Below are 24,866 nucleotides of genomic sequence, written 5' to 3'. Positions count from 1 at the left end.
AATATTGAGCCTAAAACAGATGGGGCTAGCCCCATCTGTTTTAAATATTCGTGTTGCACTTATGACTTGAACTTAGACAACATTATGAAAACATTTATAAAAATAATAATTCTAGCACCTATTATAAGTTCATTTCTAATCGCAATAATTTTTATTGGTGTAGGTACTTATGAAATGGTACAAGGAATAGAAGGTATTATAAGAGGGCAAATTCATACACAATCAGCACCTGCCATAAAACTACTTGAAGCCATAGATATATTTCTAATTGCCTTTCTTTTCTTGATTTCTTCTATTGGTTTTGCACAACTTTTTTTACCTAAACCTTCGCGCATTGCTGATGCTTTAGAAAAAATTACACCAGAATGGCTCGTTGTAGAGAATTTTATAGAACTTAAATTAATTCTTTGGGATACTGTACTTACGACATTGGTAGTTATGTTTGTTAATCAAGTATATCACTTAAGCGGCGATTTCAGTTGGAACCTTGTAATATTACCACTTGCAATACTAATTATAGCAAGTAGTAAGTTCGTAATGAAATTTGGTCAAAAATAATTAATAGGTTCATATTTAAAAATATAAATTACCCTTAAATAGTAAAACAAAACTCATAATTGACTATACTTTGGTCAAAATATTCTAAAAAGATTGGATGACCCTTAAAACGGCAGAAGCATTTGTTTTACCATCAGAGAACTTAGGACCAAAACCAAATTGTAATGAAAAGCCGCTATTAAATTCATAATGTGCTTGGGGTAAAATGAGCAATTCCATTTCGTTATTATCTATTTTTTGAAACGTAGGGTCTGAATTATTGATTTCTAACCCAACAACAGTATTTTTATTAAGGTCTGCAAAAACAGAAGCATTCAAAAGTACTGTGCTATTATTATCAGGACTGTCAGAACCAGATTCGACCATTATTCCAAATAAGCCAATTGCACTCCAAATTTCATTAAATCTATATGCTGGTACATAAAGAAGATTAAGTTCAAAAATATCATCATGCACGTACTTTTCACCTATAACCTGAATACCATGAATAAATTTATTGTTATTAGAAGAGCCCATTGTCCATTGAATTGCCATTTTATAAGCTTCCAATTCAAAATTATTTAAAGGCAGTTCAAATTCAATAGCAAAGTTATTGAAGAGCGCATACTCTATTTCAGGCGCCCACTCTACCCCTCTTTCAGAACTATTATTCAAAGGAAAATCTGCTAAGGTATTAATTTCCAACTCCCCTTTTTTAGCTCCTAAACCTCTCACTAAATCGAACATAAGTGGTTCTGGAACTACAACAGTTTCTTTATTTGACTGAACTTGACCAATAACAATAGAAGACGAAAGTAATAGTGTGGCTAAAACTCCGAATAATTGAATATTCTGTATTGAATATTTAAAACTAGTCATGTATATGGCTCTCAATTTAATAGAAAATATTTGTCTCTTATTGTTCATACTTATCGTGAAAAATGTGATTTGATTTTTAAAATATACTCTTTCAGGTATTTTCAATACCGTTAAAAATACAAGGCAAAACTAAAACCCTACTAATTAAACTGTTTTCGATTTCCATTAAGGGTTCCTTTTGAAAAAACCCCATTTTCAATGAAAAGCAACTGCCCTTTTTTACCATTTTTTATACTCGAATCAACTACAAAAATCTTATTACTGAACAATGATTTTACACTATTTTGAGATGTATGACCGACTACTATTTTATTTACGTTCAAACCTAAAAGCAATTCATCAATATCACCCTCGGTTAAACTATCCTTAAAGTATCCCCGGTACCAAACTGGACTATTATCTAAAAAATATTTTTCATATTTATTTTGAAATTTTTTAGAATCAATATCTATATCAATTGATTTTCTCATTTTTGAATTTAAACTGCCCAAGTTTTGAGCCTCATTTACAAATTCAGGGGAAATTCCACCATGAACATATAAAACATCATTAATTTTTACAATGGTTGATTTTGAACGGAGCCACCTTCCTAAAACAGTATTCTTACCAAATAAATCAGTGTAAGTTGTGTTAAGAAGTTTAGAAGTCTTTTTATATTTCTTATTGATATGGCGCAGGTCTTTTTGAAAAATCATATATTCATGATTTCCCAATAGATAATGCACCTTACCATTTTGTTGAAAAGCTTGCTTTTCTAGCTTAAATAAAAACCAAAGTATATCGGTAACTTTATCGCCCCTATCAAAAATATCACCCACGATTACCAAATGTCCGTCACCAAAATTCCAATCGCCTTTTTTGTCGATTATTTTATTTTTCTCCAAAAGCTTTAAACTCAAATCATATTGTCCATGAAGGTCACTAAAAGCAGCAATTTTTGAAACACCTTTATATATTGATGCTTCTGGCTTAAACTTAATATTAATAGCAGTTTTTGGTATTTCTTTTGTAATAACTTCTCCGTCTTTAATTACCGCTACATTTAGATTCTTTTTTAAAATTTCTATATAAGGTCCATCATCAATCTGACCTTCGTACAACACCTTTACATCTGAAGCTAATTTATCATATTGACTGTAAAGAGAATTACTGGTTAAAATGAAAATAAAAATAATAGCTCGAACAAACCAATGCAAAGTTGGATATAGAAAGTTTTTCATCTTGTTAGTTTAATTAGAATTAATTTTGAGCATCAAGATTTGGAATAATACAAGTATTCAACCAAATGACGATTTTACTAAACAGAAGTAAAACATAGCCGTATAATATAGCCTTAAAGCGAAATAGCGCCAGACTATTATAAAAATAGAGATTTAATTGAACCTATAAGTATCTAATGACGAAATACTATTGGATTGGCCCATAATTAAAACCGTAATTATACAAAAAGTTATTTTTAAGTATGTTTTGACAACTTACATAAAAAAAAAGCTAGTGCCCAAATGATCTATTATTGAATTTTTTTTTACTAAAATCTTTACAAAAATAATGAATCGATATTTTTTATAGTTTTTTGCCATATTTAGATTGTTTTCAAAAAACTTTTTAAATAGAGGCAGGTAATATAGTTTTCACTAATATGTCCCTTAATGATAATATAACTAATACAAGCTTAAGTTAGTTTTAAAAATGAACTAGATAAATACTTTGATACCAAATAAATTAAAACTTACTACCTAGAATTAAAAAGGTCTTGGTTGTTCGAAATAAAAAAAAATAAACCACCATAGCGTTAATAAGTTTTGCTATCACCTAATTTTAGAATTGTTCTTTTTAAATTTAAAAATTGGAAAAGTTAATAAGATTACTTAGAAGTAGTATTTTAATTTATACAAACATTATTTAATAGCTAGGTTGCTTAAAAGAGAAATTACCACCTACATTTTGACTAATAATTTATAACTAATCAGCAAATAACAATTGAATAAGATACCATAGAGATTCTTATTTATGTTCAAAGATTATTCGATAGAAAAATAGTATGATAATAGAAACAAGAATTCCAATAAAATACATATTGGGTATCGCAAAAGGAGATTTACTAAGAATTATACCCTTGTCTTTAATTTTAACAACTTATACAGAAGTATATCACTTTACTTTTGATATTCCTTTTAGCATACCAGCAGTATTAGGTACCGCAATATCATTAGTTCTGTCGTTCAAATTGAGCCAGTCATATGATCGCTGGTGGGAAGCCAGAAAAATATGGGGAGCTATCGTAAACGATTCAAGAAATTTAGTGGTGCAGCTTAAAAATTTTTGCAGTCAAGAAGACCACAAATTAATTGCCTTGATTTCCATGAGGCAGATTAGTTGGTGTTATGCACTAGAACAGCACCTCCGCCATACATATAATATTAAAGTACTAGAAGCTTTTTTAAGCCAAGATGACAAAAGAACAGTAAACAAAGGAAAACACAGACCTTTGGTCTTAATCGACCTGATTGGCAAAGACATTAAATCGCTTTACCACAAAGGTCTAATCAATTCTTATCAGCAAATTACATTATTCAACACCTTGGAAAAATTGGTGGATTCAATGGGGCAAGCCGAACGGATAAAGAATACCATTTTTCCAATACTATATAGATTGTTTCTTAAACTATTCATCTATTCTTACATAATTATTTTAGCCATAGCCTTGAGCGAACTTGATTATTATTATGAGTTTCCTTTGCTAATTGTTCTAACTATGCCTTTTGTAATGTTAGAAAAAACAGCATTCTTACTGCAGGATCCTTTTGAAAACCGACCGAACGACACTGCAATGACTACAATTTGCAGAGCAATTGAATCAAACATCAAAGAATTAATAAATGAACCCGAAGATCAGACTGATACAGCAATAAAAGAAGATTTCTATATATTATAACCCCCTCATTTAAAACAGTTACCTTACTATTTACTACTTCTATTAAAACAATTTATGGCTTGACTTTTAGCGGTTAACCTCAAATTTGAAGATTACGCTTAAATAGACCGATGACAAAAACTAAAATTTATTGAAAATATTTTAATTAGCATTCAACAAGTAATTATCTAAATTTCTGATTCTAAAAAATCATATTTACCATTATTATTTGCAGCCAAAATTAATTTAACCTTTTCATTATTTACGATTTTCATGTTTCGAACGTCTCCAGAAAAATAAAAAAAACAGATTCAAAATAAAAAAGGTATTCAAAGTAACCTTTCCCATTTTCTTCGAGCATAGTTACGACACCTGCATCGGTACTAGTCGTTTCTACTTCAGATTGACGGTGATTTCCTGTCAATATAAAATCTTTTGAACCATCACCTTCAAAACAATATATGAGTATACTATTGATTTAAAATTGAAAAACCATATTATCAAAAGGTATGAACGAAAAGTCTGTATTTCCATTATTCATAAAAATGCCTAAACTGAACTCAGTAGCTTAATATTACAATTCAGGTTCAAACCATTTTCCAACAATCTATTCTATGTCTTTGCTAGTAAAATCATGCTAAATAGGTATTTTCTACGCAAGAGGAAGTATTTTTTTGGGTCACACAAAATTTACTACAAACGGGCACTTATTCAACTTTATACTCTTTAGTCAGTTATTAGATTTATTGACCGAATTACATGAAAGAAATATGCTTATTATAATATTTAAAACATACAGTAAAATTAAAAACCCTGCAAATCAAAAGATTTGCAGGGTTTTGTCGGGGTGGCAGAACGAAATAACATTCTATAACACCTTGTATTTCAAGTTTTTAAAACACTTTTAAACGTATGTATTCACCTAATTGTACACTAAAGTCAAAAAGAATTATTTAAAAACAAATTATATTTGTCTATATGGTGGGCAAATATACAATTTCTACTAAAAAGGTATAAATAAAATTTCATTTTTTTTACCATACTGGACTAAGTTAAAAAATATACACTAAACTCAAAAAATTACTTTACCACTTAGCCTGGTCTATTGTCAAAATATTAATATAAAACAATATCAATTTATATAGTCATTTCAAACGAATATGATACAAATAAGGTATAAATTTTATTGAAATTAACTAAGTCACTGTTTTTTTTACTTGCTTATGTCTCTTTAAGATGCAAATATAACAGTTTGAATTTGTACTCCTAAATTAATAATGATATAATTATTTCCAATCGGAAATTTAATATTTTAATTACTGGTTAGTCTAAAACTATTAAATGAAGTGGTCCCACTTGTTCTAGCTTATAGTACAGTAATGTGCAGTGCTGTGGGGTAATACGGGGTTTTTAATCACTTTATTTATTTTGAAAATAGCTATATGGAGTGTTATAGATGTATAAAGGTTTGAGCATCAATGTTCACAGATAAAAGATATATAGTTAATATTAACTATATATCTTTGTTGTAAGTAATTTAAATAAAGACAATGAATTTAGTAAACAAAACTCAAGAAGGATTACTTTCAGATCCAACTCCATTTGTCGAATACTTGACCTTAGAATTAAAAAAGGATAAATTTGAAGCAGAAACAGTTGCCGCCATAATAGATGAATTTTCGAAAATATCGAAATCTATTGGTCAAAAAGACACCACTTCTATAATGACGATAACCATTGGGTTTTCATACAAAGGATGGACTTAGCTTTATTTCCTAATGAGCCAATGCCAAATGAATTACACCCATTTATTGAACTTAGGTCAGCAGATAGGCACTTTCCTTCCACTCCAGGAGATATATTTGTAATGGTAAAATCTATGAGAATGGATTTAAACTACCAAGCATCGAAATATATTCTTTCTATGTTTAAACCAATAGCTAATGGTATTCAAGACATTCAAGGTTATAAATATTTGGACGACAGAGATTTAATTGACTTTGTAGATGGAACAGAAAATCCAAAAAATATTGAGCGAGCTAAGGCCGTAATTATAGACTCCGAGCCTTATATTGGGGGGAGTTACCTTATTGTCCAACAATATATTGACAAACAAGAAAAATGGGATTCATTAACAACCGAATATCAGGAAGGGGTGATAGAAAGAACAAAAATGGATGACATCGAAATTGCAGACGACAAAAAGAAACCTTATGCTCACAACGTAAAATCCAAAGTAGAGATTGATGGTGGAGAAATTAAAATGTTGAGGCAAAATAGACCTTTTGGCAATGCAATGGAGCATGGAACTATGTTTATTGGTTTTGCGAAGACTGCAAACGTAATGGAAACATCACTAAAACAAATGATAGAGCCAGGAGAAAAAGGGCATCACGATAAATTATTGGATTTTGTAACTGCAAAAACAGGAACTCTGTATTTTGTTCCACCACAAAGTTTCTTGGATGAAATGAGTAGTTAATTTGTTTAGGAATGTAAAGCTAAGTTCATGTTTTGTCTGGAAAGAAAACTAAACACCGATTCCAGAACTTTAACACCTGATGAATTGTGCATTCTCGGAGCCAACATCTTGCTCAGAGAATTGAAATAAAAACTGCTTCCTTTATCGGGAGTCAATGCTCCTGGTATTCCAAATGGTTCTTGGCAACTATATAGATAGAGAGGACTCGTTCGTGTAAGGGATCGCTAATCTAAAACACGTTAGAGTTCTCTTCTTTTTCTACATAAAGATATTTATTGTAAACTAAAGGAATACGTTGTGCATCATTTAGGAACTGTAAACTCTATTCAAGAACTAAAATTAACCGACTAGCAAAGTGAAATATTGATAAAAAAAATAAGCACTTATCCTATCCAATAATATGCACGCTTTCAACTAAATTTGTGAACTGTATTTTATCGTTAGAGATACCAACAAATACATCCACTTATGACAGTTACCGAACTTATTAGCAAAGTATTTTTACCAATATCTCTCGCGATAATAATGCTCGGAATGGGGATGGGATTAATGCCTAGTGATTTTACTAGAATAGTGAAATACCCTAAAGCCATTTTGATTGGCCTTACAAATCAATTTATTTTGTTACCCATTATTGGTTTTTCACTAGCTATGAGCTTCGATTTAAACCCAACTACGGCAGTTGGATTAATAATCTTAGCGTCTTGTCCTGGTGGGGTGGTTAGTAATCTAATAACCCAGGTATGTAAAGGAAATATTGCCTTATCAGTTACATTAACAGCTATTGCTAGTGTTTTAAGCATAATCACAATACCTTTTATTTTGTCTTTTGCATTAGAATATTTTGGTAAGGGAACTGACCTTATAATTAACTTGCCCATATTAGATACGATTGTTCAAATCATGATAATTGTTGTTATTCCTATTTCAACAGGAATGCTTATTCTTAGATTAAAACCCCATTTTGCAAAGCGAATGAAAAAACCAATGCATTTCGCTTCAACATTTATTTTTGTTTTAGTCTTCATAGCGGTAATCATCTCCAATTTAAGTTTGATTGGTAACGCTTTAATGGAAGTTGGCTTTGTTACACTGATATTAAATATTATTACAATGGGCGTAAGTTATTTAGTTAGTAAACTTCTTAAATTAAATATTGAGAATACCATTTCAATAACTATCGAGAGTGGTATTCAAAACGGAGCTTTGGCGTTTGTAATTGCTACTTCAATATTAAATAATATAGAAATGGCAATTCCAACGGTAGCTTATACGATATGGATGTTTTTAACTGGAGGTCTTCTAATGTGGCAACTTGGGAAATGCCCAAATACATCACTTAAACAAGTAAATGAAGCAAACCCAAATCATGTTGACTAAAACGTAGAATGTCGATTAGATTTAATGTAATAATGAGTCAAATCACCAAAGTGACTCACGAAAATTTATTTTAAAATATTCAAATCTAATTTCTAAATTATCCATTCCATAATTTTCATAAATTTTGATGTTATGATACATAATCAGATTCTTACAACAAAACTAAATCCTCCGACCTGTTTTCAGGAGTACTTTAAAAGGAATCGCCTAGAAGGACTTTTAGAAAAAAACAGCAATAGAATTGCAACAATCATTTGTGCAGGTGCAGGTTATGGAAAAAGTACTCTGGTAAGCCATTGGGTCGAAAACAAAAAGGCGATTTGGATTAGCTGTGATACTGAAATGAATGATCTGAAGGTATTAATTAGTTATATTACATACGGATTTATTAAAAATGAAATAAATCCCTTCCAGCTCACTTCAAAATTACTGGCTTCGCAATCACCCATAAAGGAAGCATTACTTTTCAATACCTTTTTGTCTGAAATCAATCTTATAAAAGAAAAAATTTATGTTGTTCTAGATGATTTTCATACATTAAAAAACCAACAAACACTTAAGCTATTTGAGATATATTTTAGATTTCCGCCTGTGAATATTCATCTTTTTATACTTACCAGGCAGAATCCAACCATTAATATTGAAAAATATAGCATAAACCAGTTAATCAATGAAGTTGGTGTAAGTGATTTAAACATAACGCCTTCTGAACTTAAAACTTATGCTAAATCATCGTTTAGTTTATCTTTAAACGCAAATCAAATAGACGCTATAAATCGTAGTACAGAAGGATGGTTCTTAGGCGTTAATCAACTTTTAATTTCTTATAAAGACTTAAAAACTCCTTTAGCAAAAAAGCTTCAGATTTTAAACCAACAACAATTCAACACTTATTTTATCGAAGAAGTTATCGACCGTCAATCTAAGGATAATCAAAAAGTATTGTTTGTATGCTCCTTATTTAGCCAGTTCTGTAAAAATCTTATTTCTACTGTTTTGGATGATCTCGAATCAGGATTGTCATCAACTGTAATTTCGCAAACGCTTAAAAACAAGAATAATTTTATTATTAGTTTGGATACTGTTAATAAATGGTTTCGATTTCATCATCAATTTCAGGAGGCTCTTGAAGTGTATTTTAGCAACCATTTATTTGAAGATTTACGTTCTGATTGTCTCATATCAGGTGGAAAATGGTTAATCGCCAATAAGCTCTATGAGGAAGGTATGAGCAAAATGATTGCCTCAGGTAACAAAGAAATGGCTATATATCACCTTCAGAGCTTTCGGTATCAGTTATTAAATACAGACCAACATAACAGATTAGCTGAAATTTACAACCTATTTCCTGTAGCTGATCGTAAAAGTAATATAGAGCTACTCTTAATAAATGCGCATATTAGAGAAAATCAAGGAAAAATAAAACTTTTGCCAGAGATTAAAAAACAATGTGATGAGGCAATAAAAAAGGAGAAATTAAACAATCAGCAGTTGGGTGAATGCAAGTTGTGGAATGCCGTTATATTATACCATTCAGGTAAATACGTGGAGAGTTTAGGGTCTGTAAATCAAGCACTAGCCTTATTGTCGGATAATGCCAAATCAGTTAAAACGTTTTCTTATGCATACAAAGCCTTTGCCTTGAATGCTTTAAATAAAAAAGATGAAGCATTAAATTTTTTAAATAGTAGATTAGACTTTTTGCATAAGTCAGAAACTCATAGCATTGTCCGTATTCTTTTTTGCAAAGTTGCAATATATAGGCTATATAGTGAATTAAAAAATTGCATACCCTTTGTTTCTCAGATTATAGATATAAGTGAAAGGTACGGTCATTATGAAACTTTGGGAATGGGACTTTATTTCCAGTTAGAGTATAATTATAGGACAGCGAATTGTTTAAAGTGTGAAGAATATTTTAAGAAAGCTCATGAATATAGGTATGCAATGCGTCCCTACTGGTATGCCAATATCCTAGGCATCAAAATTTATTGTAGCCTACATCAAAACTATAAAGGTCTTAAAGAGGCCATTCAACAACTAGATGAATTTAGTAAAGATTTAAATGCTGATAACATCTCTCAATTTAGAAATGTTATGCTAACAGAAGTAGCTTTGCGCGAGGGTAACTATGAGCAAGCACTTCAACTTTATAAGAAAAGCAGTTTTCACCTGTATGCACCTTTTCTGTATTACAATTTAACACAAATTACCGAATTAAAGGTATTGTTATATACCAATAAAACTAATGATTTAGAAACGTTTTATAAGGCTTCTAAAAGTTTATGGAAATTTGGTAGAGCCCAGCAACATTCAAATCTTTTATTACAGTTGAATATACTAAACGCTATTGCTTCTCATATGCAAGGTAAGACTAACGATGCTACAAACTATATGAGTGAAGCCCTAAGTATTTCAGAAGAAACAGGAGATCTCTTGGTATATAAAGAATTTTCTTATCATGTACATGAAGTTTTAGTAAATATGGCTCAAAAGGCTGTTTCATCGTCATATTTGCGACGCGTTTTGTCCTTATTTGAAATTTCAGAACAAAATAAAACCGCTAGTAAGGACTCAAGCGTTTATCCACAAAATTTTCATAGTACTGAAAGTACTCAAGATATTATAGTAGAATCTATAGTACATAAAATAGAAATCCTTATCTCTAAACGCGAATTACAAATTTTAGAGCTCGTCGCAAAAGGATTTAAAAATAACGACATCGCTATTACACTTTTTATTTCTGTAGAAACCGTTAAAAAACACCTCTCAAGTGTTTACAAAAAGCTCAAGGTTAAAAACAGAATTGGGGCGGTGATTAAAGCTAATAAGTTCAACTTATTAAAGTCCCAAGCCCCAGGCCCAAAGCCCCAAGCCCAGAGTCCTAAGCCCTAAGTTCTAAAGTGCTAGAATTGAAAGTTATTACATTCTGGTTTTTCTTAAAATTTTATTAAAAATACAACTTTAGTGGTATTGCTTTAGTAGTGGTTTTTCATGAAATTTGAGAAGCTATGAATATTATATTCCAGGCCATGAATTTCCCTCACACTTTAATAGGCGTCATGTCAGAAAATATAATCAATGAAAACTCAAGACAGCATAAAAAAAGCAGCCGATTTATTGATAAAGGCGCGCTTTGAAAATAAGTTGATAACCCTACCCGTTGAACTACGTCCAATAAGTATTGAAGAAGGATACCAAATACAGGATACAATCATTGCGGAAATTGGCCTTCAACAGTGCGGTTGGAAAGTTGCTATTACCAATGATGAATTGATGCTAAAAGCAGGTGTCAACGAACCGATTTCAGGCCCTTTATTCGAAAAATGGATTAGCTCTAGTCCTAAAATAATACAGGATGGTTTGCCTTCGTTATTCGGATTTGAATTTGAGTTTGCCTTTACCATGGGAAAAGACTTATACGACAAAGGGGAGGATTACACCCCAGAGGAGGTTAAAAATGCCGTTGCTACATTACACCCCGCCATCGAAATTATAGGTGCACGTTATAACGATTTTCCTAAAGGGCAAGGAGTACAAGATATCATAGCCGACCATTGCAACAATTACAGTTTTGTCTATGGTAAAGCGGTGCCAGAATGGGAAAAACTCAACTTAGCTGACTGTGAAGTCGTAGCACTATTTGACAACCGAGAAATTAATCGAAAGACAGGAGCAAATGTTTTGGGGACACCACTCAACTCGCTTACCTGGTTAGTCAATCACTTGATCAATCGTGGTCATCACGTCAAAGCTGGAGACTGGATAACCACAGGTGCTGCAATAGGACCATTGCCCAAAAGCCCAAGCGTCAAAGTAACTGCTGATTTTGGCGATTTGGGTAAGGTGTCTGTGGAATATGAAAATTAAAGATAAATAATGAACACAGGCAAGACAAAAAACATATCACGAATCAATAATGATTAAACTTCAAAAAACATGAAAAAATTACTTACGCTACTACTTTTCACATCTAGTCTCATCAGTGTATGTGCCCAGGAAAAGATTGACAAATCGACGAATTATAATCAGGAATTTGACATTGTTATTTTAAACGGCCGTGTCATGGATCCTGAAACCATGTTTGACGACATCGCCAATGTCGGAATCAAAAATGATAAAATAGCCATTATAACTAAGCAAAAAATAAAAGGTAAGGAAACAATCGACGCCTCTGGGCATGTTGTATCTCCTGGCTTTATAGACACGCACTACCACGCTGTAGACATTTTTGCAACCAAAATGGCACTCCGTGATGGAGTTACCACTGGAATGGATCTTGAACTCGGTGCCTTTAATGTAAAAGCATGGTATGATAAAAAAGCAGAAACAGGCTGGCAAGTGAACTATGGCACAACAACAGGCTTAAATATAGTACGTATGAAGGTCCACGATCCTGAACTTAATTTATCAGATCCACTAGATTTTTCTGTTGCTGGCCCAGTTATCGCTAAAGCTGCAGAAGACGGTGTTCCTGGCTGGTCGGTAACAAAGTCTTCAATAGATCAAATGAACCAGATTATGGAAATCATGGATGAGGATATGCGGCAAGGCGCCATTGGTGTTGGTGCCGGAGTTGCATATATGGCCAACGGTAATACGAGTTACGAATTGTTTTCAGCGCAAAAAGTAGCCGCAAACTACAACCGTCTCACATCAGTGCACACAAGGTATCACCTCAACCAAGATACACCTACTGAAGCCCCCATTGCTTTTGACGAGATATTTACAAACGCTATGTTGCTAGGTGCGCCACTTTTGATGGCACATAACAATGATTATGGTTGGTGGGAGATTGAGGAAAAATTACAGCTTGCCCGAGAGAGAGGGCTTAACATGTGGTCTGAATACTATCCCTATGCGGCAGGATCAACACCTGTAAGCGCAGCTTTTCTGCGTCCGGAAGTATGGAAAGACAAATATGGTTACAAATATGAAGAAACGCTTTATGATCCGGTAGATGATGCTTACTTAACCGATAAAACGTATGCTGATTTGGTAAAAAACAATGCCGGTCGTGCCGTAGTTGTATTTTTTCCTTACCGAGATAAATGGATGCCCAACTGGTTAACAATGCCTCACATGACTTTAGCCAGTGATGCCATGGCTGGCATAGGTGATGATGGTCAGTTGTTGTCTTGGGATGCCGACTGGAACGAATACCGTGGCCACCCCAGGACATCGGGAACGCGTGGAAAGACTTTCCGTTTGGCAAGAGAACAAGGGGTGCCTTTAATGTTTACGATTTCCCAAGCGAGTTATTGGGTGGCAAAACACTTGGGTGACACAGGACTAGAAGCTATGCAAGAACGTGGAAGACTTCAAATAGGAAAGATTGCTGATATTACCATTTTTGACCCTAAAACTATAACCGATAATTCTGGCTTTAAAGTTGGAGAACATGGTATACCTACTACGGGAATACCTTATGTTTTGGTCAATGGAGTCATTGTTGTCAAAGAAAGTAAGGTGCTTCCTGTGAAGCCAGGTAAGGAGGTGCGTTTTCCTATTGAGCCTAAAGGGAGGTTCGAACCCATTGTTACAGAAAAATGGTTGAATAAGCACACCATTGGAATTAATCCAGAGCTTTTAGAAATTCATTTAGATGATGATTCTGGAGCAGGAAAAATATTAAAAAATGATTAAATAATATCAATTCAATTAAAAACAAATAATTAATCGCTTTAAACAAATGAAAAATATAATTCTAACATTATGTATTGCCGCACTTTCTTTAAGTAGCTGCCAGCAAACTACAGAAAAAAAAGGAGCTGATCCTAGTCAAGAATTTGATATGGTTATTCTCAATGGACGTGTCATAGATCCGGAAACCAATTTTGACGCCGTACAAAATGTGGGCATTAAAGATGGTGAAATAGCCATTATTACTGCAGATGACATTAGCGGTAAAGAAACCATTGATGCCACTAATCAAGTAGTGTCTCCTGGATTTATAGACATTCATGCACATGGTCAAAACATCGGTGATTACCGTATGCAGGCCATGCAAGGTGTGACTACCATGCTGGAGTTAGAGTCAGGAGTTTTGCCAGTTGGCCCATGGTACGAAGGTCAAGCAGCTAAAAAGTTACCTCTAAACTATGGTACTTCATCTGGTTGGACCTATGCAAGAATAGCCACGTTTTCCGATACTGAACCTGAAGCCACGGTCGCTTATTTTCAAAATGCGCAAAAAGATTTGGACTGGAAGATGAATATCGCTACGCCCGCACAAGAAGAGAAAATCTTAGGGTATGTAGAAGAAGGATTAAATGAAGGCGCTTTAGGAATAGGTATTAATGCGGGTTATGCACCTGGTTACGGACAAAAAGAATACTATAAGTTAGCTAAAATGGCAGCCAAATATGATGTAGCCTCTTATACACATGTGCGTTATGCAAGTAACATGGAACCTAAAAGTTCTTATGAAGCGGTTAAGGAACTTATTTCAAACGCAGCCTTAACAGGTGCTCATATGCATTTATGTCATATAAATAGTACGTCTTTAAAGGATATTGAATCTATTATTCCCTTGGTAGATGATGCTTTAGCACAAGATATCAATATCACAGTAGGGGCATATCCCTGGGGAGCTGCAAGTACGGTAGTTGGTGCTGCTATGTTTTCTGGAGAAGGCTGGCGTGAGCGTATGGGGAGTACAGCAAATAATTTTCAGTTGGGCACAGAACGGATGACTGAAGATCAACTGAACGATTACCAAAAAAATAAGCCGGGAACTTTTATTGTTTGGCACTTTTTAGATGAAAGTAATCCTGAAGATCTAGCACTGCTCGATAAGTCGGTGATGCATCCCAATATATTGATTGAATCCGATGAGATGTTCTGGATGTATTTTGATGATCAGGGCCATATTGAAAATTACGATGGCGATGCTTGGCCCTTACCAGAAGGTACTTTCAGCCACCCAAGATCCAATGGAACATTTGCTAAAATACTACGGTCGTATGTACGTGAACGGAAAGTAATGACACTAAACGAAGCCATTCGTAAAATGGCTTTAATGCCTGCCGAAACCATTGAAGATTTTGTGCCTCAAATGAAAAAGAAAGGCAGATTGCAGGTAGGTATGGACGCCGATATTACTGTGTTTGATCCCGAAACTGTAGCCGATGTTGGGACGTATGAAAAACCTAACCAACCCGCCGTTGGCGTGAATCATGTGTTGGTAAACGGCGTAGCCGTAGTCAAAAAAGGTGAATTGGTTACAGAGGCTGCTCCGGGTCAGCCTATACGAAGAACTATAGAATAAGAATAACACTAAAAATTAAACAAATGAAAATATTCAGAACAATTAAGTACACGTTGCTAACCGGAGTATTAGTCTTTAGCGTAAACGTTTTATCAGCACAGGATGAAGGCGAAAAAGAAACCTCTGCAGCAGATATTGCGAAAGAACTGGCAAATCCCAACACCACTTTAGGTAGTATGAACTTCAATTTCGATTATATAAATTATCAGGGAGATTTGCCTGATGCGGGAAGCCAAAATAGCTTTGCCCTAAGTTTTCAACCTGTCCTTCCGGTACCATTAAATAAGACAACGAATCTTTTTGTAAGGCCCAATATCCCCCTTACTTTTACGCAACCAACATTTGGGGCAAATGGGTTTGAGAATCAGGGATTCGGTCTAGGGAATATCAGCGCCGATGTAGCTATCGGAAAAACATTTCCATCAAAAACAATTGGAGTAATTGGTGTATTTGGTAGTTTTCGTACGGCAAGTAATGAGGCCTTACGATCGCCTTATACCTTACTAGGTCCTGAAATTGCCGTTGCACAAATCACTAAATGGGGTGTACTTGGACTATTGGTAACTCACGGATGGAGTGTGAATAATATTGACGCCGCTACTGCTGGTACTGTTTCTATATTGGGTAACGATGTATTTCTTGCTTCAGAAGGAGGCGAATCTGCAAGTATTACTTCCGGGCAATATTTTTATACTGTTAATTTAACAAACGGCTGGCAAATCACAGGCCAACCAACATATTCATATAACCACAAAGCGGCAAAAGGAAATAAATTAACACTACCTATTGGTGGTGGTTTTAATAAGGTGACGAAATTTGGTAAGTTACCTGTAAAAATAGGTTTGCAGTATTGGTATTATGTAGCCTCACCAGAAAATTTTGGTCCACAACATCAAATACGTTTTACAATATCCCCAGTTGTTCCATTACCTTGGTAGAATTGTATCAAATTGAATTATAAATTAAAATTTAAAAAATGAAAAAATTAGTTTTATCGATGCTCGCTTTTATGACTTTAGTATCTGTCTCAGCACAAGAAAATCCGTTAGCCAAATATTTAGAAGTTCCTGGCGCAACAACAACCCTACCGGTTAGCGTAGCTAAAAAGCCGTTCTCTTTGGAATTTGCACAAGATGCACAAGCCAAGTTTGGGAATTTTCACTACCAATTAGGCGGTGACCATGCCTTGTACTATAATCTTCACCTCAGTGAAGTATTGCACACGGCAACATCTAAACCCAATGAAAATTATGTGCCGTTAGAGAAAGCCATTAACAAAAAACTTGGAGATGAAGTAAAATTTACCCCAAAGGAAGGGGAAATGTCTATGAATGAATATTCGGTCCATCCCAATCATCGCATACAAGGCATTATGATGATTCACAAAGGCAAAATCGTTTATGAAACTTACCCTGGCATGAATCCTACCGATGTACATGCCTGGATGTCACCAGGTAAAGCAACTGTTGGTTTGGTTATTGCTCAATTGGAAGCCGAAGGTAAGATTGACATGGAAAAAGAAGTTGTGCATTACCTTCCAGAATTTAAAGGCTCAAATTGGGATGGCATTAAAATGATTGATGCCGCGAACATGGCTACCGCGTTGCAATTGGAAGAAACAATGGATGCCATTATTGACCCAGAGTCCATTATTGTGAAATTTTTCAGTGCTGAATTTGGCTCTCCAAATCCTGCAACCGGTCAAGTTGATGACTGGCTGGCTATTTTAAAAGAAGCTGAGAAAGTGGATGACGAAAAACCGGGGGAACGTTTCCGGTATTCTTCTGCCGTTACGCAAATATTTGTGGTAATCGCAGAGCGAATTGAGAATAAAACCTGGGCAAAACTTTTTGAAGATCGAGTTTGGGGAAAAATGACTGCCCGTTTACCCATGCAACATCACCTTACACCTGATGGCACCTCGGTAGCTCATGGTCTGTTATCCACCACCTTGGAAGATTTTGCGCGATTTGGAATGCTGTTTACCCCAAGTTGGGACAAAGCGGCAGTAGCGCCTGTGGTTAGCGCAGAAGTATTAAAAAGATTGCAAACGGCTGGTAAACGAGATGCCTTTGTTGCTGGAGCTAAATACAAAGGAGAGATTGAGGATTTTGGAGAAGAACCATGGATGAACTCCTACCAATTTGATGCTGTGTTTAAGGATGGCGCTTTATGGAAACACGGGAATATAGGCCAGGGGATATACATAGATCCAGCCCGTGATTTTGTTGGTGTTTACTTTTCAACGAATGGATATATTCCACCTTACGGTGAAGACAAAATGCCGGGCTACTTAAGACGTGCGGCCAAATATTTAGCTGGAGAATAAAATTTATAGAAAATATTTTTAATATTAAAGTCACAATAAAATGACTAAAGAAGAAAGAATTAACGATATGCTCAACTTGGAGTCGCGCATGTCAAAATGGAAACAACCACAGCCGCTCGATTTTGTAAATAAAGCTACACAGAATTACAACTTTCCCAACTGGCAAACAGGGAATGATGAGTCGGTGTATTACAACTTAAATATTGCATCGTTTTTCAAAACGCGCATAGTGATGCCCCCAGCTGTAACTAGTATTCTCGAAAGGGATCTGCAACCAGAGTTATTAGACATAAGTTTTAATAACGTTGATGGCAGTGCCAACCCAACGCTTGAGGAGTACCTAAAAGGACCAAAGCAAGTGCAGGCCATGATGATGGCGCACAAAGGTAAAGTGGTTTTCGAAACCTATCCAGGCATGAATCCTTCTGACTTGCACGTTTGGATGTCGGCTTCCAAAACAACCGCCAGTTTAATGCTCACCTTTCTCTGGGAAGAAGGAAAACTTGATTTTGATAAAATGGTATCTGCGTATGTACCCGATTTAAAAGGGAGCGCATGGGATCATATCACTGTAAAGAATGCGATGAACATGGCGGCCGGTCTCGACATGGAAGAAACATTTGAAAACTTGGTGAATCCAGAAACTGTGATTTCGCACTTTTTTAGTGCGATATTTGATGCAAAAGGGGATTGGCAACAATTACTTAAAGAAGCTAAACCACTGGAAGGTGAAAAGCCCGGTGATCGTTTTAGGTATTCATCAGCCATTACTATGGCACTTGTGCTGATTGCGCAAAACATCACACAAAAGCCATGGGAAGCATTATGGAAAGAACGCGTTTGGTCAAAAGTGGGTGCGCGTAACCCATTTGTTCTAGGTTTAGCGCCAGATGGAACACCCATTCCAGCAGGGATGATTAACACCACACCAGAAGATATGTTGCGTTACGCTTTGCTTTATACCCCAAGCTGGAATAAAGTGGCGAAGGAAAAAGTAATTTCAGATAAAGTAATAAAACGTACCCAAACCCTTGGTGATCCTGAGGCCTATCATAAATCTACCGAAGAAGCTTACGGCACACGTTGGTTTGGTGAGGTACCTTATATGAATACCGCTCAATGGGATCATTCATTCGAGGATGGTGCCATGTTCAAACACGGTAATATGGGGCAAGGTATTTATGTAGATCCTGCTCGTGATTTCTGTGGGTGTTATTTCGGATTGGCAACCAATGATGAATCGGTATCTGGTACAGATCATTCTCCTGGTTATTTGCGTACAGCAGCAAAATTGCTGGCTGGCAAATAATTGATTAGAACTAATCGAAATTCAATAATAAGGAAGTTGTTATAAGTGAGATGAAGAATCTAGTAAAAGATTTTAATGTGTGTGCTACCTCGTTAAAGGTCCCCTTTGACGAGGCGTGGCACCTTATTTTAAAGGTTGGTGTAGCAGCACATAAATATGGTTCAACGTCTAACCGACTCGAGTCTTTCTTAACCAGTCTTGCAAATAGAATGAGTTATGAAGGCGTATTTAAAGCAACTCCAGTGACTATTACCTTTGCCTTGCGTGAAACCCCTGATGCGCAGCAGCGCTTAGAGATTATTACAACAGCACCTTCAAATATTGATTTGGACAAGTTGGCAAGGCTTGGTGATTTGCTAAAGGAGATAGAAACAGGGAAACTGTCTATGACTGATGCTTATACCCGTATTGATGCCATCGATAAGGCTCCGCCACCATGGGGAAAGTTTGCGAGTATGCTTGGTTACGCCTTAACTGGGCTAGGCCTGGCACCGCTTTTAGGGGCCGGTTGGACCGATACTCTGGTTGCTACTTTATTTAGTATTCTGGTTTATGGTTTGGTACTATTATCGGCACGTATAGGTCGTACCGCTATGATGTGGATGCCATTGACCACTGCATTGATTATTGGTTTTTTAGCTACCCTCCTTAAATATTGGGTACCCGACCTTAACCTTGTTTTGGTGATACTATCTGCTGTTGCGATTATCCTTCCAGGGTATTCTATTAGTCTTGGTGCAGGGGAATTAGTTGCACAGCACGTCTTATCGGGCATGTCAAATTTGATAAATGGCTTGATAACACTTTTTAAGCAAATTGCAGGCGCTGCCATAGGGGTTGGAATTGCAAGTCTATTAGTTTCTATTGTAAATACAGAACCTGCCACACCTGTCAACCCATTGTGGTTGCTTTTACTTTTTCCGTTACTTCTTATCGGCTTAAGTTTGGCATTTCAAACATCTCGTCGAGATTTACCGTGGGCTGTACTTGTTTCCGGCTTGGCGTATTTAGGAGTCCTTGCAGGAAGTACACTTTTGGATACTAATCTTGGTAATTTATTGGGAACCATTATTGCTGTGATAGTTGCTAACATCTGGGCCCGAAAAACAGGTCGACCAACCTCAATTGTGCTTATTCCTGCTATTGTGATGTTGGTAAGTGGTACGATAGGCTTTCGCGGAATAGCTGCTATGGCGCAAGGCGACATAAATGTAGGTATGCAGCAGTTTTTTCAGATGTTCGTAGTGGCTATGACTATTCTTGCAGGAATATTAATAGGCTACACTTTCGTTCGTCCAACACAAAGTTTATAAATATATTAGAATGAAACATATCAACATAGAAGATTATTATTTTACCATTAAAATATTCGACTCTCAAAAAAATAGAAAAGGCATGAAATACATTTTAGGTATATTTTTAATTATTTCACAATTGGTCATTGCTCAAGACACCAAGGTTAAAGATAGTATAGCTGAAGACAGAATAGATGACTTTAGAGATAATATGATGAACTATATGGGCCAAGATTTGATAGATGCTGATTTCCCTCAATCTATGCCACTGTTTGGTTCAAAGTCGCGCATTGCTTTTGGTGGGTATGTGAAGTTAGATTACCTACAAGACTTTGATGGTGGCTACGACCGGTTTCAATATGAGATTCAAAATGTGCCTGTTGAAGGTGATGGCAGACCAGATCAAAGTGGTTATATGAACATGCATGCCCGGGAATCGCGATTTAATGTTGATTTTAGAAGTCTTACAGAATCCGGTATGCCTTTACGTCTATTTGTTGAGGTTGATTTTTATAATTTAGACAGAGGCGCTTTTAATCAAAGTCCGCGGTTACGACATTTTTATGGTGTCTTAGGACGTCTATTAATAGGGAGGACATGGGGCACACAATCCGATTTATTTGCGATACCTATGACAATAGATTTTGCAGCTGGTGATGCACTTACCGGCACGCGCCGAGCACAAGTTAGATTTGAAGATAAGTTAGGAGAAAAATTTAAATATGGTTTGGCTCTAGAAATGTTAGAATTCCCAGGTGTTGATGGCCGTGATTTTGAGGGGCAAGCGAGTCAGGCTCTACCACTTTTAGCAGGTAAAATAACGAAATCAACGAAATCAGGTGGTCGCTTATTTCTTGGGGCATCTTTGTTTCAACTGCGCTGGGATGGCGAGGGAGATATCTCAAATTCCACAGCTGTTGGTTGGGGATTTAGCTTTAGTGGGCGTGAATATTTTGGGTCCAAGAAACATTGGTTTAGATGGATGGCGTCTTATGGCCAAGGGTGGGGTAGTCAGATTGTGTCTACTATAGGTACCCAATCCTCAGCCGTACTTAATAACGAGGGTAAACTTGAAACCATGCCAGCATGGAATCTAGGGACAGGGATTGCACTAAATATCTCACCAAAACTCGTTAGTAATTTCAATATAAATTATTATTCCCTAGACTCCTCTCAATTTAGAGATGAGACTAAAATAGAAAGTGGTTCCTCCGGGCATATCAATTTGATTTGGTCACCTTATAAAAAGGTAAATGTCGGCATTGAGTATATGAGGCTAGAACGTGTCAATGGAGATGCAAGCTCTGGTATTGGAAACCGATTACAGTTTATGATTAAATATTTGTTTTAATAATGTATTAAAAGAAGAATGAAAAATACAAATATATGTTTAGGACTCATAGCGCTAGGGATATTGTTTTCTTGCGAAAAACCCGAAGATAGCGTTATAAAAGCGGTCGATGACACCAACGAGATATTGACGACAAACACATGGAATCTTGAACAACTTAAAATCGAGGTAAAGAATGAAGATATTCCTCCACCCCTATTTTTCAATGCAACGAATACCATGTTGGGTGCAGGTATTTACGATCTAGATGATATGGTCTTAGATGCTTCGGACATGCGGGAATACGAAGTAGAATTTAAGGACGATAGAACTATTATAACTAGAAATGGCCAAATTGATCTTTTATTAGAGGAACAAATAGGCACTTACTTTGTGTTTAATGAAAGAACAATTAGGATCTCCTCAGAACAGAGTTTGAATTATAATTATATTTATGATAATAATACTAAAGAGTTGTCTTTAATTGCAACTGCGGAAACGGCTGAAAGTGTTATTAGAAAAATAAATGAGAAACTTCTTGATCAAGTTGCTAACCAAAAACCTAATAAAATTGGGGATCTAATTGCAGGTCTACTATTCAACAATGAAGCGCTACAAAATTTGATTAACGATGTTGTTGTGGATGCCATATCGGGGCAATTAGAGTTTATAAATGACATTGATCCTGATCAACTAGCTGCTTTGTTGGCTGCCGATATTAGAGAAGCACTAGAGCAAGTTGATTGGCAACAAGAATTAACTATTTTAATTCTGAATCAACTCGAAGGGATCACCAATATAGATATTCAGGCAGTATCTGAAGCTATTGCAACAGCCGTTGTAGATAGTATAAATGAACAACTTTCTGAAGAGCAGATCAACAATCTAATATTACCGTACATTGAGCAAATTGCAACAAATTCTGACCAAGTTTCCGAAGCAATAGCCACCTTGGTGGTAGATTTGTTTTTTGACGTATTTAATGAGGATAATATACAACCCATATTAGTAAATGCGTGGACACAATTTACAGAATTAGATGAGGCACAAATAGCTGAGATAGCAGGTGTCCTGACCACAGTGATAGAAGACTTATTTGTCAATGAAGAGAGTATTTCCAACTTAATTTTGCCATTTACAGAGCTCATAGATGACACGTCTATTTTGCAAATGGGAGCACTGGCAACCCAGACGACAGATGCTATAGAAAACTTGGTAAATACTCTTAATGCAGAATTTCCAGATCTCAATATAGAACCAGACTATGTTAGTATGCAAAATACCATTAGGTTGGCCTATATTGCAATTAAACCTGTTATAGCCATTACCGGTCCAGATCAAGCGGCAGACGATGTTGCCAATCTAATTATAAGTCAATTTTTAAACACGCAGAATCTTAATAACACATTTATTGCAGCACTTCAATTTTTACAGACTATAAACCCTGAAACAGCTGGTACTACCCTCACCCAATGGCTTTTAAGTCTTGAAGGTGATATTTCGCAAGTGCTTTATGAGCAAATTAGAGATCTATTAAGTCCAATTCTAGATAATTTAGACCCCGAGGCTACGGCATTAAGTATTGCTATAGCGTTAAATAATTTTATTTCTGATAATGTCACTCCGGAAGCAATTCAGAATCTAATTACTCCTTTGTTAGAAGAAATCATTCTTAACAATGCAGAGGTAGTTGCTAGTTATTTGGCAGAGCTAATTGTTAATCTAGATATCATTAAAGAAAATGTTACTGAAGAAGCTATTGCGCAAGCTATTTTACCCATACTCCAATCTATTCAGGATACTAATGTTGAAGAAGTAGCGCAAAATCTTATCAATGCCATAGTTGACGCTGGTGTCTTTGAGGATGTAATTACCGAAGAACGGGTATCAGCCATCATCTCCTTTTTGATTTATAAGTCTTCTTGGGATAATGTATTAATTGCGAACAATTTTGAAGAAATATCAATAATATTGAGCCATGACTAAAAACATTCATAAATTTATAATCAGTTCTCTATTTCTACTAGTGTCCACAACGATGCTTTACGGGCAGGTGACTAATCTCTCTATTTCTGATAGGATGGAAGCCTATACAGATAGTTTAAAGCGAACACCCTATGAATGGCATTTGCCCATCATGGGCAAAAAAATAAGAGAATTGGGCTTTGATATTCCTTATCCTAACGGGATTTCATTTAACTATGCCTTTTCTAAACAAGATCTCCTATTAAGTGATGCCTTTGTTGGTTTTGAAGAAGATGGGCTTATTCCCATTGATGGTATTGCACGTTTTAGAAGTATTAGTTCAGACGTAAACGCTTATACGGCACGTTACGATTTTTGGTTATTACCTTTTTTAAATGTGTATGGCATAGCAGGAAGCGTAAACGCAAAAACTACTGTAAAACTGGGCCTTCCTTTAGAATTGGAATTCAACACCAAAAGAAATACTGGTCAGGCCTATGGTTGGGGGACCGTTTTGGCAGGTGCCGTTGGTCCAATGATAGTATCAACCGATTTTACCATGGTATGGACTAAAATGAAAAACTTGGATCAGGCCAACAGATCACTTGTTTTTAATGCTAGAACAGGATATTTGTTCCATTTTAGAAAACCCGAAAGAAACTTGGCACTGCTAGTAGGAGCACAATATTTAGGCATTAATAGCGAGGGCAGTGGTAAATTAGAATTGATCAGTTCTTCCGATAAGGAAAAGGCTCTTGGCCAATTAAATGGCTGGTATGATGATCTGACCGATAGGGAACAAGAAGTTTTGGATCCCCTATACAGCGGGCTTTCCGATTATCTCTCTAGCGGAGAGTCAACGAATCTTTATTATAAGTTTAATAAAAGATTTATATCGCCTTGGAGTATGAATGTTGGTATTAATTTTCAATATAACAAACGTTATACGTTAACCAGTATTTACAGTTTTGGAAGTAGAAGTCAATTAGTTTTTGGTCTAGGCTATCGTTTTGGATTTAAAGGAAAAAATTGGCTTAGTGGATTGACATTATAAAAACAAACTATATCTGCCTGTAATAGGAATTACGACCATTCTTTTTTTTAATTAGCTTCTACCCGTAGAACATTAAAAACGAAGTGCAATATTTGGGGGTTTTATAAATTTTTAAGCAGATG

18 protein-coding genes are annotated in these 24,866 nt (G+C 35.5%); 16 read left to right on the top strand and 2 right to left on the bottom strand.

Going from position 1 to position 24,866, the window contains the following annotated elements; all coding sequences use genetic code 11:
• The coding region (locus tag Q4500_RS13400) for a YqhA family protein (RefSeq protein ID WP_303600152.1) at positions 1–558 on the top strand (558 nt) is incomplete at its 5' end.
• 84 nt (positions 559–642) lie between these two features.
• On the opposite strand, the gene Q4500_RS13395 is transcribed toward Q4500_RS13400, so the two are convergent.
• Together Q4500_RS13395 and Q4500_RS13390 are read right to left on the bottom strand one after the other, a co-directional pair.
• A complete protein-coding gene (locus Q4500_RS13395; RefSeq protein ID WP_303600151.1) occupies positions 643–1,416 on the bottom strand; it encodes a hypothetical protein in 774 nt (257 codons plus the stop codon).
• 140 nt (positions 1,417–1,556) lie between these two features.
• Positions 1,557–2,636: a metallophosphoesterase gene (locus Q4500_RS13390; RefSeq protein WP_303600150.1), complete on the bottom strand. Its 1,080-nt coding sequence runs from the start codon at positions 2,634–2,636 to the stop codon at positions 1,557–1,559.
• 821 nt (positions 2,637–3,457) lie between these two features.
• On the opposite strand from Q4500_RS13390, the gene Q4500_RS13385 reads away from it, so the two are divergent.
• The 15 genes from Q4500_RS13385 to Q4500_RS13315 all read left to right on the top strand — a co-directional run bounded on the left by Q4500_RS13385 (position 3,458) and on the right by Q4500_RS13315 (position 24,744).
• The gene (locus Q4500_RS13385; protein ID WP_303600149.1) at positions 3,458–4,351 is read left to right on the top strand and encodes a bestrophin family protein; all 894 of its coding nucleotides are present in this window, start codon (positions 3,458–3,460) and stop codon (positions 4,349–4,351) included.
• A gap of 1,529 nt (positions 4,352–5,880) precedes the next feature.
• Positions 5,881–6,096: a hypothetical protein gene (locus tag Q4500_RS13380; protein ID WP_303600148.1), complete on the top strand. Its 216-nt coding sequence runs from the start codon at positions 5,881–5,883 to the stop codon at positions 6,094–6,096.
• Positions 6,087–6,812 (top strand): Dyp-type peroxidase, encoded by a 726-nt coding sequence (locus Q4500_RS13375; RefSeq protein WP_303600147.1) that lies wholly within the window; start codon positions 6,087–6,089, stop codon positions 6,810–6,812. Before Q4500_RS13380 ends, Q4500_RS13375 begins: the two co-directional genes overlap by 10 nt.
• Positions 6,813–7,280: 468 nt before the next feature.
• Entirely contained in the window at positions 7,281–8,192 is a 912-nt protein-coding gene (locus Q4500_RS13370) for a bile acid:sodium symporter family protein (RefSeq protein WP_303600146.1), read from the top strand.
• 132 nt (positions 8,193–8,324) lie between these two features.
• Positions 8,325–11,087 (top strand): LuxR C-terminal-related transcriptional regulator, encoded by a 2,763-nt coding sequence (locus tag Q4500_RS13365; RefSeq protein WP_303600145.1) that lies wholly within the window; start codon positions 8,325–8,327, stop codon positions 11,085–11,087.
• A gap of 186 nt (positions 11,088–11,273) precedes the next feature.
• Positions 11,274–12,062, top strand: coding sequence for a 2-keto-4-pentenoate hydratase (locus Q4500_RS13360; RefSeq protein ID WP_303600144.1), 789 nt, complete (start codon positions 11,274–11,276; stop codon positions 12,060–12,062).
• Between the two features lie 69 nt (positions 12,063–12,131).
• Complete coding sequence (locus Q4500_RS13355; protein ID WP_303600143.1) at positions 12,132–13,838, top strand: amidohydrolase family protein; 1,707 nt, start codon at positions 12,132–12,134, stop codon at positions 13,836–13,838.
• A gap of 46 nt (positions 13,839–13,884) precedes the next feature.
• Positions 13,885–15,462, top strand: coding sequence for an amidohydrolase family protein (locus tag Q4500_RS13350; RefSeq protein WP_303600142.1), 1,578 nt, complete (start codon positions 13,885–13,887; stop codon positions 15,460–15,462).
• A gap of 23 nt (positions 15,463–15,485) precedes the next feature.
• The gene (locus Q4500_RS13345) at positions 15,486–16,400 is read left to right on the top strand and encodes a hypothetical protein (RefSeq protein ID WP_303600141.1); all 915 of its coding nucleotides are present in this window, start codon (positions 15,486–15,488) and stop codon (positions 16,398–16,400) included.
• A 38-nt stretch (positions 16,401–16,438) separates the two neighbouring features.
• Complete coding sequence (locus Q4500_RS13340; RefSeq protein WP_303600140.1) at positions 16,439–17,791, top strand: serine hydrolase; 1,353 nt, start codon at positions 16,439–16,441, stop codon at positions 17,789–17,791.
• Between the two features lie 40 nt (positions 17,792–17,831).
• Positions 17,832–19,100 carry a serine hydrolase gene (locus Q4500_RS13335; RefSeq protein WP_303600139.1) on the top strand — a complete coding sequence of 423 codons (1,269 nt, stop codon included), beginning with the start codon at positions 17,832–17,834 and terminating at the stop codon, positions 19,098–19,100.
• A 50-nt stretch (positions 19,101–19,150) separates the two neighbouring features.
• A complete protein-coding gene (locus Q4500_RS13330; protein WP_303600138.1) occupies positions 19,151–20,413 on the top strand; it encodes a threonine/serine exporter ThrE family protein in 1,263 nt (420 codons plus the stop codon).
• Positions 20,414–20,423: 10 nt separating this feature from the next.
• Positions 20,424–21,746 carry a DcaP family trimeric outer membrane transporter gene (locus Q4500_RS13325; RefSeq protein WP_303600137.1) on the top strand — a complete coding sequence of 441 codons (1,323 nt, stop codon included), beginning with the start codon at positions 20,424–20,426 and terminating at the stop codon, positions 21,744–21,746.
• 18 nt (positions 21,747–21,764) lie between these two features.
• A complete protein-coding gene (locus Q4500_RS13320; protein WP_303600136.1) occupies positions 21,765–23,711 on the top strand; it encodes a hypothetical protein in 1,947 nt (648 codons plus the stop codon).
• 52 nt (positions 23,712–23,763) lie between these two features.
• Positions 23,764–24,744 (top strand): hypothetical protein, encoded by a 981-nt coding sequence (locus Q4500_RS13315; protein ID WP_303600135.1) that lies wholly within the window; start codon positions 23,764–23,766, stop codon positions 24,742–24,744.
• The last annotated feature ends 122 nt before the right edge of the window (positions 24,745–24,866 follow it).

It is taken from the genome of Maribacter sp. 1_MG-2023 (genome assembly GCF_030547005.1).
In the GTDB taxonomy this organism is placed as follows: Bacteria; Bacteroidota; Bacteroidia; order Flavobacteriales; family Flavobacteriaceae; genus Maribacter.
This window is presented reverse-complemented; position numbering and strand designations above follow the sequence as displayed.

Excerpts from the sequence above, each read along its gene's own strand:
- Q4500_RS13395 (WP_303600151.1), bottom strand. The coding sequence starts at position 1,416 with ATGACTAGTTTTAAATATTCAATACAGAATATTCAATTATTCGGAGTT.
- Q4500_RS13390 (WP_303600150.1), bottom strand. The coding sequence starts at position 2,636 with ATGAAAAACTTTCTATATCCAACTTTGCATTGGTTTGTTCGAGCTATT.
- Q4500_RS13385 (WP_303600149.1), top strand. The coding sequence starts at position 3,458 with ATGATAATAGAAACAAGAATTCCAATAAAATACATATTGGGTATCGCA.
- Q4500_RS13380 (WP_303600148.1), top strand. The coding sequence starts at position 5,881 with ATGAATTTAGTAAACAAAACTCAAGAAGGATTACTTTCAGATCCAACT.
- Q4500_RS13375 (WP_303600147.1), top strand. The coding sequence starts at position 6,087 with ATGGACTTAGCTTTATTTCCTAATGAGCCAATGCCAAATGAATTACAC.
- Q4500_RS13370 (WP_303600146.1), top strand. The coding sequence starts at position 7,281 with ATGACAGTTACCGAACTTATTAGCAAAGTATTTTTACCAATATCTCTC.
- Q4500_RS13365 (WP_303600145.1), top strand. The coding sequence starts at position 8,325 with ATGATACATAATCAGATTCTTACAACAAAACTAAATCCTCCGACCTGT.
- Q4500_RS13360 (WP_303600144.1), top strand. The coding sequence starts at position 11,274 with ATGAAAACTCAAGACAGCATAAAAAAAGCAGCCGATTTATTGATAAAG.
- Q4500_RS13355 (WP_303600143.1), top strand. The coding sequence starts at position 12,132 with ATGAAAAAATTACTTACGCTACTACTTTTCACATCTAGTCTCATCAGT.
- Q4500_RS13350 (WP_303600142.1), top strand. The coding sequence starts at position 13,885 with ATGAAAAATATAATTCTAACATTATGTATTGCCGCACTTTCTTTAAGT.
- Q4500_RS13345 (WP_303600141.1), top strand. The coding sequence starts at position 15,486 with ATGAAAATATTCAGAACAATTAAGTACACGTTGCTAACCGGAGTATTA.
- Q4500_RS13340 (WP_303600140.1), top strand. The coding sequence starts at position 16,439 with ATGAAAAAATTAGTTTTATCGATGCTCGCTTTTATGACTTTAGTATCT.
- Q4500_RS13335 (WP_303600139.1), top strand. The coding sequence starts at position 17,832 with ATGACTAAAGAAGAAAGAATTAACGATATGCTCAACTTGGAGTCGCGC.
- Q4500_RS13330 (WP_303600138.1), top strand. The coding sequence starts at position 19,151 with ATGAAGAATCTAGTAAAAGATTTTAATGTGTGTGCTACCTCGTTAAAG.
- Q4500_RS13325 (WP_303600137.1), top strand. The coding sequence starts at position 20,424 with ATGAAACATATCAACATAGAAGATTATTATTTTACCATTAAAATATTC.
- Q4500_RS13320 (WP_303600136.1), top strand. The coding sequence starts at position 21,765 with ATGAAAAATACAAATATATGTTTAGGACTCATAGCGCTAGGGATATTG.
- Q4500_RS13315 (WP_303600135.1), top strand. The coding sequence starts at position 23,764 with ATGCTTTACGGGCAGGTGACTAATCTCTCTATTTCTGATAGGATGGAA.